The organism is Pseudomonas triticifolii, from assembly GCF_014358015.1.
Classification (GTDB): domain Bacteria; phylum Pseudomonadota; class Gammaproteobacteria; order Pseudomonadales; family Pseudomonadaceae; genus Aquipseudomonas; species Aquipseudomonas triticifolii.
In genome coordinates, this window is the sequence record NZ_JACONV010000008.1 from 76,524 (window position 1) to 87,767 (window position 11,244).

Here is an 11,244-nt window from a genome sequence, read left to right on the forward strand (position 1 = left end):
TGCATGAATACGACGCCCTTTCGGGTAATAAAATCATGTTGGCAGTGACTGCCAGGTACTGCGGTCGTGGTTCACCACCCGGGGCAGGGCCTGATCAACGAACTTGCCTCGCGGTGTTTCAGCTTTTCACTGCAGCCTCGGGTACACGCCCATAGATGTCGGTGAAACGTACGATGTCGTCCTCGCCCAGGTATTCACCGCTCTGTACCTCGATCATGACCAGGTCAATTACACCGGGGTTAACCAGGCGGTGTGTGAAGCCAGGCTTGATGAACGTCGATTCGTTGGTGTCGAGCATGAATTCGCGCTCCCCGTTGGTCACGCGCGCCATACCGCTGACCACGATCCAGTGTTCGCTGCGGTGGTGGTGCATCTGCAGGGAGAGTGAGGCTTGCGGGCGCACCACAATGCGTTTGATCTTGAAGCGCTTGCCTTCCTCAAGGACGGTGTAGGTGCCCCACGGGCGTGTCACGGTACGGTGCAGACGGTAGGCGTCGTGACCCTGACGCTTGAGCTCCTGCGCGATGATCTTCACGTCCTGACTGCGCGCGCCGTCAGCGACCAGCAGTGCGTCGGGCGTATCGATGATGATCAGGTTGTCCAGGCCGATGGCACCCACCAGTCGCTTGGGCGAGTCGATGTAGCAGTTGGTCACATCGTGCAGCACGGTCTGCCCGTTGCACTGATTGCCCTGCGCGTCGACACCGGTAAGCTCGCGCACCGCTTCCCATGAACCGATGTCGCTCCAACCCAGCTGGCATGGGACGACTGCCACTTGGTTGGAGCGCTCCATCAGCGCGTAGTCGATGGAAATGTCAGGTGTCAGACCGAACGACTCGCTGTCCAGCTCCACCTGCAATTCGCGATTCCCTTCCTTGCTCGTGCTCGACTCCAGACACGTGCGCACTGCGCTCAAGACACCGGGGGCATGGATTTCCAGTTCGTGCAGCACGGCATCGGCCCGCATGCAAAACATTCCGGCATTCCAGAGATGCAGGCCGCCATCCAGGTAACCCTGCGCCGTCAGTGCATCGGGCTTCTCGACGAACCGTGCCACCTGATACGCATCGGCGTTGAGTGACTGGCCTTTTTCGATGTAGCCGAAACCGGTTTCCGCTTTGGTCGGCACTATGCCGAATGTCACCAGCCAGCCTTGTTCGGCCAGCTCCCGGGCAGCGGACACGGCGCGCGAAAAAGCCTCGACATCGGTGATCAAATGATCGGCCGGCAACACCAGCAACTGAGCGTCGCCGCCGTACAGGCGAGTGACGTGGAGGGCAGCGGCGGCCACGGCCGCTGCGGTATTGCGCCCGAAGGGCTCCAGTATAAAGTCCAGTCTGACCTTGCCTTTGTTTAGCTGCCGATAGTCATCCACGGTACGGAAATACACTTCCCGATTGGTCACCGTCAGCAGGCGCTCTACCTGGGGCAGGCTGGTGGCGCGCACGAATGTTTTCTGCAGCAGGCTTTCATCATCGGGAAGGCGCATGAACGGCTTGGGCATGGCTTCCCGGGAGACGGGCCACAAGCGAGTGCCGGAGCCGCCTGCGATGATGCAAGGAATGAGGGTGCTCATCAGTAAACCTCACGGGTGAAAATCACTGCCGGAACAGTGCGCATTAGGATGTACAGGTCAAACCAGACGGACCAGTTTTCTATGTACTCAAGATCGAATTCGACGCGCTTTTCGATTTTTTCCACGGTGTCTGTTTCACCACGATAGCCGTTGATCTGAGCCAGACCGGTGATCCCGGGTTTGACTCGATGTCGCGACGTGTACTCCTTCACCGCCTGCTCGAAAAGAATGCCTGCTGCTTTGGTTGCCGTCGCATGGGGGCGCGGACCCACCATCGACATGCTGCCCGCTACCACATTGAACAGTTGTGGCAGTTCATCCAGGCTGGTCTTGCGGATGAAGCGTCCCACTCGGGTGATCCTGGCATCGCCGCGAGTGGTCTGTTTTTCCGCTGTGGCATCGGCCTGGTGCTGATGCATGGAGCGAAACTTGAAAACCTCGATCAGCCGGTTGTTGTAGCCGTAGCGCTTTTGACGGAAGAACACCGGCCCTTTTGAATCGAGCTTGATCGCCAGTGCAACCAGCAGCATCACCGGGGAAAGCGCCAGCACCGCCAGCGAGGACAGCACGATGTCTTCGGCGCGCTTGATGAACGGCGACCAGCCGTTGAGCGGTACGTCCGAGGCATTGAACATAGGCAGGCTGGCGACTTCGGTGATGCGGTTATGGCTGTGACGAAACGCGACCATGTCCGGCACCAGCAACACATTGACCGGCAGACGACGCAGCTCGTGAATGATGTGATCCATGCGGTTTTCAGCCGTCCACGGCAGAGCTACCAGCACCTGGGTCACTTTCTCTTCGCGAATCAGGCGCTCCAGGTCACTGGTATTGCCCAGCAGCGGAAGGTTGGCGACGGTCTTGGGCATGCGGCCGATACGATCGTCGATGAACCCCATGACCCCGGAACGAATATCTTGATGCCGAAGCAGGTATTCAGCCAGGCGCAGGCCGTTTTCCGTTGCCCCCAGAATCACTGAGTTCTGCAGAAACACACCTTTGTGCATCTGATGCCGGAACACCATGAGTAACAGCAGGCGAATGACGCAGAACAGCGTCAAGCTGGCCAGATACCAGATCAGCAACTGCTCGTTGGTGAAACTTGCGAACAGCCCCAACGTGCGTTGCATGAACAGCAACAGGCCGAATGCAGCTGACCAGGCAATGATGATCACGCGCAGCCGCAACGCATTGCTGAACAAGGCTTCTGAGTAGACCCCCATGGCCTGAAAAATCAAGACCACAACGACCCCGAAAAAGACCTGAATCGCCAAATGGTTCTGCACTTCCTGCTCGATGCCTTGCTGCATGAACACCCCGATCAACAGCCCAGGCAGGATGCAGGCAAAGGCGTGCGCCAGGCGAATGCCAAGCAGGAAGTACTCCACCAGGCTGGTGCGAGTCAGCGATAGACTGTCTACCGGTTGCAACCTCATAAAACTCCCTGGCGTGTAGAAAGGGTCTCATTGCCTGTCTACGCTGCCTGTTTGTGACTTGATCCGGTCGCTGCAAGAGCGAGTCAAAAAAACATCTTTACTCAGGTTGTTCTGAAGGGTGGCCAATTAGTTGTCGAATTGACGGCTTTTCAGCTGGACTGGTTGTGAACATCACTTTCTGTATGTCGGCGGTTTTTGGATTTAATGTAAGGCTTTTCAGTCATTTGTGAGTGACAACTCCCGATTGACTGATATGGCCTTAGTAAAGCCCATGTAACGCAAAGCGGAAGGGGGAAATATTCATTTTCGGGTACAGGTCCTTGGCCAGCACATCCATCCAGCGGCCAAAGGCCAGTAAATACGGGAGAAAACCACTGCGTTTGCGACTGAAAAAAATTATCCGGATCAAGGGGCTTTTTTGATCGCTACGGGGTCACATCCTTGCGCTGTGCCAAATGCAGTCAGGCGCTGGCAAACAAGCGTCACTCACAGGCGGTACTCGTACAGGTCACCAGAGGGGGTTTCATGACACAACGCAGGGCAATGCTCATTCTTCACGGCAAACAGGCGCTCAATGAAGACGTTCGCAACGGTGTCGCTGAAAAGCGCCGGCAGGGTTGGGAGCTGGATGTTCGTCTGACCTGGGAAGCCGGTGACGCGCAACGTCTGGTCCACGAGGCGCTGGCTGCGGGGCATCGTCATATCGTGGCCGGGGGAGGGGATGGCACCTTGCGCGATATCGCCGAGGCGTTGGCGCTGGCAGCGGATTCGGGCGCCAGCCTGACCATTCTTCCGCTGGGGACCGCCAACGATTTTGCCAGGGCTGCGGGCGTACCACTGGAAGTGGCTCAGGCGCTCGAGCTCATGGAGGTCGCGCCACGTCCAGTGGATCTGGGTGAAGTGGGCGGCAAGCTGTTCCTGAACATGGCCACCGGGGGGTTTGGCAGCCAGGTCACGGCCAATACCTCAGAGGACCTCAAGAAAGTGTTGGGCGGTGCAGCTTATCTGTTCACCGGCCTGACGCGCTTCGGTGAGCTGCACGCTGCGCATGGAGAGCTGACCGGTCCGGATTTCCATTGGCGGGGCGACCTGCTCGCGCTGGGTATTGGTAACGGGCGGCAGGCGGGCGGTGGCCACGTGCTATGCCCTACGGCGCTGGCCGATGACGGGTTGCTGGACATCAGTATTCTGCCTGCGCCTCAGGAAGTGGTCAGTACGCTCAGGAGTCTGCTTGAAGGAGGGCTTGGTTTCGACAACATGTTCATCCGTGCACGGCTGCCCTGGGTGGAGCTTAAGTCTGCACAGGGTCTGGACATCAATCTGGACGGCGAACCCCTGTCTGGCGAAGCCCTTCGTTTCGTGGCCCGGCCGGGGGCGCTCAAGGTGCATCTGCCGGATGGTTCGCCGGTGCTGAGCCAGTCGTCGGCGTTGCTTAGTCGTCCAGACTGATAATCTGCTCACGCACGCAAAACAGCACCAGACCGGCGACGTCGAAGATCTGCAGGCGCTTCATGATCTGCGAGCGATGGGTCTCGACAGTCTTGATGCTCAGGTCCAGCCCTGCGGCGATTTCCCGCGTGGATTTGCCGCGCACGATTAGCCTCAGAATTTCCAGCTGGCGTGCGGTGAGGTTGTGCTTCTGCTGCGTCGTGGCGGGTTTGTCTGGGCGCGGACCCTGCAGGGCGCGGTTGATGACGGTGTGAGCGATGGCCGGGCTGAGGTAGCGTTCACCGTTGCGCAACGCTTCCAGTGCCTGCTCCAGCTCGGTCGCTGTAGCATCCTTGAGCAGGTAGCCGTGGGCGCCTTGCTCCAGGGCGCGCATGATCATGTCCGGCTCGGTATGCATTGACAGGATCAGCACCTTGCAATCGGGCTGTACCTTGAGCAACTGCTCAAGGGCGTCGAGTCCGTCGACCTCCTTCATGAAAATGTCCAGCAGGATGATGTCGGGCTTCAGGCGCTGCGCCAGATCCGAGAGGTGCACGCCGTCGGCCGCTTCACCGACGATGGTGTAGCCGGGAATGTCTGACACCAGCGCGCGGACGCCGGCTCTGATCAGTGAGTGGTCATCGACCAGTAACAGAGTGCAGGTCATTGTCGCTTCTTGTGTGAGTGAGCTCGATTATCTGTGCGAGGAGCCCAGGGAAACAATACGTCGATCCGGGTGCCTGATCCGGGGCTGCTGTACAGCGACCAGGACCCGTCCAGCAGAAGCACGCGCTCACGCATGCCTGACAGTCCACTTTGGCCTTGCTGTGCAAGCCGGGTCGCAGGGTCGAAGCCTGTGCCGTCATCAGTAATCAACAGCGACAACCCGGCGGGCAGTCGTTGAATGCGTACGAGCAGATTTTTCGCATGGGCGTGTCGAAGTATGTTGGTCACCGCTTCCTGAGTGACGCGGTAAGCTGCCATGGCCATTTCTTCGGGAATGCCCGTCAACCGCTGTTTGCATTCCAGGCTCCAGCTGATGTGGCTGTTGGCCAGAACTGACACCAGATGAGCGCGCAAGCCCGCTTCCAGCCCCAGGCTCGACAGCTGACGCGGGTTGAGGATTGCAGACAGGTCGCGCACCTTTTCCAGTGTCTCTACAAGCGTGCCAGTGAGCTGTTCGGCAGGGGGATGAAGTTCGGCAGGCAGTCGACGTTGCAACCAGGCGCATTGCAACTGTGCGGCCGTCAGCATCTGGCCGATATCATCATGAAGCTCCCGGCTGAGTCGATGACGCTCTGTTTCCTGCACTTCAAGCATTCGTTCGGCCAGTTCGCGAGGCTGCAATTGAATCAGCTGGCTGGATCGCCATTGGTACAGCCAGACCGTCACGAACGTGATCAGATTGAGCCCTAGAAGACTGGCTGAAAGTTCATAGGCATTTATGTACAGCGCGATATTGGCGAAAGCGGCCACCATGCACAGCACGCCCGTAGCCCACGCAATGATTCTGGAGCGCGAAGGCTTGAGCGGTAGGTACCTGGAACTGGCATGCATGACAGATGGCGCCGTAAAGATTCATGACCGATAGCTGTATGAATTGATATCACAGTGCTATCGGATAACGAGTGAATAACTGTTCAAGTATATTCAAAGCATGGGGATACGGCACCTTCACTCTTTACAGTCACTTTCGATCAGTGGCATTGCACAAGATAACAGGCATCTCTCCCGGCAAATGAGTGAGGCATTACGGTTGTCGGAACGAGCGGGAATACCGGCCTAACCCCGTGTGTGATCCGGAGTGGCGGGAGGTTGAGCGGAAAGACTGGCAAGGCGATGCAGTAACATCTGCTGTTCCTCGTTATCCATGATCAGCTCGCCGGTCCGGGGATCAAGAAGTTCCAGTTGCCAGGAAATCAGCGAGAGACAGCTTTTCAACGTGCTCAGTGTTTCCAGTGACAGACCCTCTGAACAGCCCGTGTCGTCGAGCAGGCTGCGCAACTGGCGAGAGAAGTCGGCGATGCACTGCACCGAGGCGGTATCGGCCTTTTCAGCCAGCAGACGCAATGATCTCAGCAGGCAATCGATGGCGTCTTCGTCATGACCAATCAATTCAAGGTGTGAAAGACACTCTTCCGATTTGTAGAGAAGAGCCTGGGACTCGATCAGAAACTGATCATGTTTCTGGTGCCAATCGTTGCTGCTCAGCATCCTTTAACTCCACACATCATGGATAGCGAACGTCCGTCCGCGGCGAATGGCTGACAGTAAATGTCGATTTCATCTGAAAGTCTGTAGGCCTTTTCCGAATGTATCTCGATGATGTCGTATTGATGTTCATCGAGTGTCGCTTCGGAGAATTCCACCCCCGTACCCGTGATTGAATCACGCAGTATGTGGTGTGCAACGACGTCCCGAATATCTGAAATAACGATAGCTGCCGGGTTGGCCGAATGCGAGGGCTGGAACGCTGACAAAAGCCTGACTCCATTCATGCAATGAGAATGGCGTCACAATAGTGGCAATAGGATACCGATCATATCAGGATGTCCCTGATAGACATTAGGGCTCACCCCTAGTACGCAACAGAGGAATCTTGCTTTGCGGGGAGGCGGTGATGAGTGATTTTGTCATCGCGAGGCACCTCTTGACTGCGACATCAGTAAAGCATGATGGTAATGTGACATCAATGGTCGCGAATAGCCTTTCATCGCCATTAAGGTCCGGCTCGTTTCAGCCGATACACGTTTAGCAGACTCATCGTGACCAACGCTTCAGGAGCTAAAATGGCAGGCATTCTCGACACAGTAGATCAACGCACACAGCTGGTGGGCGAGAATCGCCTGGAAATCCTCATGTTTCGCCTTGCCGGTCGGCAGTTATTCGCGATCAACGTGTTCAAGGTCCAGGAAGTGCTGCAGCTCCCCAAGCTGACGCTTATGCCGCAACGACACTCTTTCGTATGCGGAGTCGTCAACCTGCGTGGCCAGACCCTGCCGGTGATCGACCTGTCTCAGGCCATCGGCATGCGTCCGCTGGTACCGGGGCCAGGCAGCACCATCATCGTGACGGAGTACAACCGCTCCGTTCAGGCATTCCTGGTCGGCGGCGTGGACCGTATCGTCAACATGAACTGGGACGCGATCATGCCACCGCCTGCCAGTGCCGGCCGTCAGCACTACCTGACCGCCATCAGCAAGGTTGATGACCAGTTGGTAGAAATCATCGACGTCGAGAAGGTCCTGGCCGAAATCGTGCCTTACAACGCCAAGGTGTCCCGCGAGAAGCTGGAAGACCCTGTGCTCGAAGATGCACGCGGTCGGGAGATTCTGCTGGTCGACGACTCCAAGGTCGCCTTGTCCCAGTTGCGTGACACGCTTTCGCAACTCGGCCTGAAGCTACACGTGGCCAGCGATGGCCTCAAGGCCTTGAACATGCTCAAGGGCTGGGCTGACGCCGGCGAGGACGTGCATAAGAAACTGCTGATGGTGTTCACCGACGCTGAAATGCCAGAAATGGACGGCTATCGTCTGACCACCGAGATTCGCAACGACCCCCGTTTGCGCGCCTTGTACATCGTCCTGCACACCTCGCTGTCAGGAAGCTTCAACGAATCGATGGTGAAAAAGGTCGGTTGTGACAACTTCCTGTCCAAATTCCAGCCCGACAAGCTGGTTGAGGTCGTGCGTGAGCGTTTGGTGATGCTCGCCAACAGCTGACGACCTGTTCGTCTATAGATCCAGGCTGCCTGTCGGGTGGTTGTTCGTATAAGCTTTGCCGCTCACGTCAAAGCTTATCGAGCCACCCAAGGATCAGGTCATGCTGCGTCTGCGCGCCCTCTATCGTTATCCTCTCAAATCCTGCAAGTCGGAAATCCTGCAGCGAGCGTCGTTCGACGGACTTGGACTGTCTGGTGACCGGCGCTGGATGCTGGTTGAGGAGAGCACTGGCCGTTTCCTGACCCAGCGCGCAGTCGCTCACATGTCGCAACTGTCGGTGCTCTGGAACGCCAGCAGCGGTGTGACGCTCAGTGCGCCTGGCTTCGCGCCGCTTGATGTCGCCGTGCCGGCTGATGTTCCGGATAATCTGCGCGGCGTGACTGTCTGGCGAGATTCGCTGCAGGTGCCCGATGCGGGTGAAGAGGCGGCCGAGTGGGTCAGCCGCTTTATCGGCAAGCCGACGCGCATGGTCTACATGCCGGTTGAACGCGCCCGCTGGCTGCCCGGCGGCTACGGTTCCAGCGATAACCGGGTCAATTTTGCCGACGGCTTTCCGCTACTGCTCATTGGTCAGGGTTCGCTCGACGATCTGTCTGCCAGGCTTGGCAGGGATGTGGAAATGCTGCGCTTCAGGCCCAATCTGGTGATCGAAGGCGCCGAGGCGTTCGCCGAGGACAACTGGAAGCGCATCCGCATTGGCGCGATGGAGTTCCAGTTGCTCAAGCCCTGTGCGCGCTGCATTCTCACCACCATAGACCCTGCCACCGGCGAGCGCAGTCCCGACCGCGAACCTTTCGCCACCCTCAAGACGTACCGCGAGGTCGAGGGCAACGTCATGTTCGGCCAGAACATGGTCAATGTCGGGCCAGGTGAGCTTGAGGTGGGCATGGACGTGGAAGTGCTGGAATAATTACCGGATACGCCGTTTATGGCATCCCTGACGTGACTCAACGACGGTATCGGTATAGATGATCCTCAAGCGCGTACCCATGCAGGGTACGCGCTTGCAGTGACGGGCGCAGGGCGATGAGCGTAGAAGCTCAGTCCGCTTCAGAGATCGTCAAAAAACCGCTCATGCCAGTCCACCAGCGGCTGGGGGGAGTTGAGTTTCTGGCCGTAAATCACTGAGTAAGACAGCACGTTCTGTACGTACTGACGGGTTTCGTCGAACGGGATGCTCTCCACCCACACATCGAAGGCCAGGTGGTTGGCGCCCTTGAGCCATTGGCGTACGCGGCCTGGACCGGCGTTGTAGGCGGCGGAGGCGAGCACGCGATTACCATTGAACTGACCGTGCACCGAACTCAGGTAGGCGGCGCCAAGCTGGATGTTGGTGTCCGGGTCGAGCACCTGCTGCGGTGAGGCCAGCGGGATACTGAACTTGCGAGCGGTTTCCTTGGCAGTCGCGGGCATCAACTGCATCAGGCCGCTGGCGCCGACGCCTGAGCGTGCATCGTCCATGAAGGCACTTTCCTGGCGGGTGATCGCGAATACCCAGCTGGAATGCAGGCCGCGGATCTTGGCTTCGCGGACCAGTGTGTCGCGGTGCGCCATCGGGAAACGGATATCCAGGTCGTCCCAGTACTGCGCCTGGCTGATGGTGCGGATCGCCGGGAAATACCATTTCAGGTCGTAGGCCAGCTTGGCCTGGGCGACCATTTCATCGCGGTTGAACAGGCGGCTGACGTGGTACCACTCGCGTCGGCCATCGACGATCTCGCCACGGTCATGAAATTCCAGCGCGCGGCGTACACCCGGTGTATTGCGAACCTTGTTGATCAACGCCTGACTCAGTACCAGCGGCTTGTTGTTCAACTGATAAGGGCTCTGGGTGCGGTCGGCAGCCAGAAAACCGTAGAAATCGCGCTCTTTGGCCACGTCCTTGTAAAGCGCCGCAATAAGTGGGCTGTTGGGTTGGGCCAGTTCAAGCGCTCGGGCTTCCCAGTAACGCCAGCGGTTGGTGCTGGCCAGATCCTTGGGCAGGCGGCGCGCCAGTTCGTAGGCATCTTCCCAGCGACCCAGGCGCAGCAACAGGCGCATGCGCCATTCAGTCACGGTATCGTCGCGCAGATCAGGGTCATATTTGGTCATGACCTCCAGTGCGCGATCATCGTAGCGACGCGCCAGCGTCAGGCCGATCTCCTTGGCGATTTCCACCTGCTCTTCGCGGGAGAAATGCATGGTGATCGCGTAGCTGTCCAGCATCGCCAAGGCTTTCTGCGGGTCCTGGCGCGCCAGTCGACGCAGGCCGAGGCCCACCACGTCGGACATCGCTTCATCCACGGGCACGAACTGTCCGGGGTTGTTGATCATTTCTGGTTTTTGCGCAACCGCGACCAGCAGTTTGCCTTGCGGTGCCAGCGAGTTGAGGCTGTTGACCAGTGTATTGGCCAGGCTGTAGTTACGAGCCTGAGCCGCCAGCTTGGCTCGCTGCCAACGTTTCTGTTCGGTCAACTGGCCGGCCGCAGCCCATTGAGCGAAGAACCCGTCGCAGGCCCCCGGCAAGGTCTTGCTGGTCATCCAGAGCTTCTCGGCACTGGCGTAACCTTCGGCGCGCTTGTTGTTGTTCAGCAGGTACTGGCCGTACAGGCAGTCCAGTTCGACAAAATTCATCTTGGGATCGTAGTACTTCACGAACGGTTGCCAGTCGCCGCGCTCGGCCAGCCAGCGCAACCAACGCAACTTCATCCAGTTGGCCTGGGGAAGGTCGCCGTGCTCGGCGAGAAATTTCTCGATCTCGGCATTGCTGGCGGTTTTCAGACGCGCGGTCAGCTCGTCGTACTCCAGATATGGCTCCAGCGGGTAGTCGGCGAGGGCAGAGCTGTACATCTGATAGGGGCCGGAGTCGCCCTTGGCCAGTGCGCGTTTTGCCTCGTCGTAGTATTTGCGTTGTTGGGTGATATCGACCGCATGAGCAGACTGGACGGCGGTAGCGGAGAGGAGCAGGCACGATAAAAAGCTGAACAAACGACTGCGCATGAGACTTCCGAGCAGATGAGTCGTGAAAAGTGCGGCTAGCTTAGCCTTTTGCCAGCTCATGGTGAAAGCACTCCCGACGACGTTGTCTCATGTAGAAATAATT

At 58.1% G+C, this 11,244-nt stretch carries 9 protein-coding genes; 3 read left to right on the top strand and 6 right to left on the bottom strand.

Annotation, left to right across the window (positions count from 1 at the left end):
* Nucleotides 1-118: 118 nt before the first annotated feature.
* Together H8S56_RS13350 and H8S56_RS13355 are read right to left on the bottom strand one after the other, a co-directional pair.
* Nucleotides 119-1,576, bottom strand: a complete 1,458-nt coding sequence (locus H8S56_RS13350) for a mannose-1-phosphate guanylyltransferase/mannose-6-phosphate isomerase (RefSeq protein ID WP_187518908.1) — start codon at nucleotides 1,574-1,576, stop codon at nucleotides 119-121.
* Entirely contained in the window at nucleotides 1,576-3,012 is a 1,437-nt protein-coding gene (locus H8S56_RS13355; protein WP_187518909.1) for an undecaprenyl-phosphate glucose phosphotransferase, read from the bottom strand. The genes H8S56_RS13350 and H8S56_RS13355 overlap by 1 nt, the downstream gene beginning before the upstream one ends.
* A 525-nt stretch (nucleotides 3,013-3,537) precedes the next feature.
* Between H8S56_RS13355 and yegS the strand changes: the two genes are divergently transcribed.
* A complete protein-coding gene (yegS, locus tag H8S56_RS13360; RefSeq protein WP_187518910.1) occupies nucleotides 3,538-4,461 on the top strand; it encodes a lipid kinase YegS in 924 nt (307 codons plus the stop codon).
* Here yegS and H8S56_RS13365 read toward each other — a convergent pair.
* The 3 genes from H8S56_RS13365 to H8S56_RS13375 form a co-directional block, all read right to left on the bottom strand.
* Nucleotides 4,445-5,107, bottom strand: a complete 663-nt coding sequence (locus H8S56_RS13365; RefSeq protein ID WP_187518911.1) for a response regulator — start codon at nucleotides 5,105-5,107, stop codon at nucleotides 4,445-4,447. The genes yegS and H8S56_RS13365 overlap by 17 nt on opposite strands.
* Entirely contained in the window at nucleotides 5,104-5,997 is an 894-nt protein-coding gene (locus tag H8S56_RS13370; protein WP_187518912.1) for a sensor histidine kinase, read from the bottom strand. Before H8S56_RS13370 ends, H8S56_RS13365 begins: the two co-directional genes overlap by 4 nt.
* Before the next feature lie 225 nt (nucleotides 5,998-6,222).
* Nucleotides 6,223-6,654, bottom strand: coding sequence for a hypothetical protein (locus tag H8S56_RS13375; protein WP_073165354.1), 432 nt, complete (start codon nucleotides 6,652-6,654; stop codon nucleotides 6,223-6,225).
* A 575-nt stretch (nucleotides 6,655-7,229) separates the two neighbouring features.
* On the opposite strand from H8S56_RS13375, the gene H8S56_RS13380 reads away from it, so the two are divergent.
* Complete coding sequence (locus tag H8S56_RS13380) at nucleotides 7,230-8,162, top strand: chemotaxis protein CheV (RefSeq protein ID WP_024689284.1); 933 nt, start codon at nucleotides 7,230-7,232, stop codon at nucleotides 8,160-8,162.
* Between the two features lie 100 nt (nucleotides 8,163-8,262).
* Nucleotides 8,263-9,072, top strand: coding sequence for an MOSC domain-containing protein (locus H8S56_RS13385; RefSeq protein ID WP_187518913.1), 810 nt, complete (start codon nucleotides 8,263-8,265; stop codon nucleotides 9,070-9,072).
* 140 nt (nucleotides 9,073-9,212) lie between these two features.
* Here H8S56_RS13385 and H8S56_RS13390 read toward each other — a convergent pair whose 3' ends face one another.
* Nucleotides 9,213-11,141, bottom strand: coding sequence for a transglycosylase SLT domain-containing protein (locus H8S56_RS13390; RefSeq protein ID WP_187518914.1), 1,929 nt, complete (start codon nucleotides 11,139-11,141; stop codon nucleotides 9,213-9,215).
* Nucleotides 11,142-11,244: the final 103 nt, after the last annotated feature.

Coding starts and splice junctions, on each gene's coding strand:
- H8S56_RS13355 (WP_187518909.1), bottom strand. CDS start 3,012: ATGAGGTTGCAACCGGTAGACAGTCTATCGCTGACTCGCACCAGCCTG.
- H8S56_RS13385 (WP_187518913.1), top strand. CDS start 8,263: ATGCTGCGTCTGCGCGCCCTCTATCGTTATCCTCTCAAATCCTGCAAG.
- H8S56_RS13350 (WP_187518908.1), bottom strand. CDS start 1,576: ATGAGCACCCTCATTCCTTGCATCATCGCAGGCGGCTCCGGCACTCGC.
- H8S56_RS13375 (WP_073165354.1), bottom strand. CDS start 6,654: ATGCTGAGCAGCAACGATTGGCACCAGAAACATGATCAGTTTCTGATC.
- H8S56_RS13390 (WP_187518914.1), bottom strand. CDS start 11,141: ATGCGCAGTCGTTTGTTCAGCTTTTTATCGTGCCTGCTCCTCTCCGCT.
- H8S56_RS13370 (WP_187518912.1), bottom strand. CDS start 5,997: ATGCATGCCAGTTCCAGGTACCTACCGCTCAAGCCTTCGCGCTCCAGA.
- yegS (WP_187518910.1), top strand. CDS start 3,538: ATGACACAACGCAGGGCAATGCTCATTCTTCACGGCAAACAGGCGCTC.
- H8S56_RS13365 (WP_187518911.1), bottom strand. CDS start 5,107: ATGACCTGCACTCTGTTACTGGTCGATGACCACTCACTGATCAGAGCC.
- H8S56_RS13380 (WP_024689284.1), top strand. CDS start 7,230: ATGGCAGGCATTCTCGACACAGTAGATCAACGCACACAGCTGGTGGGC.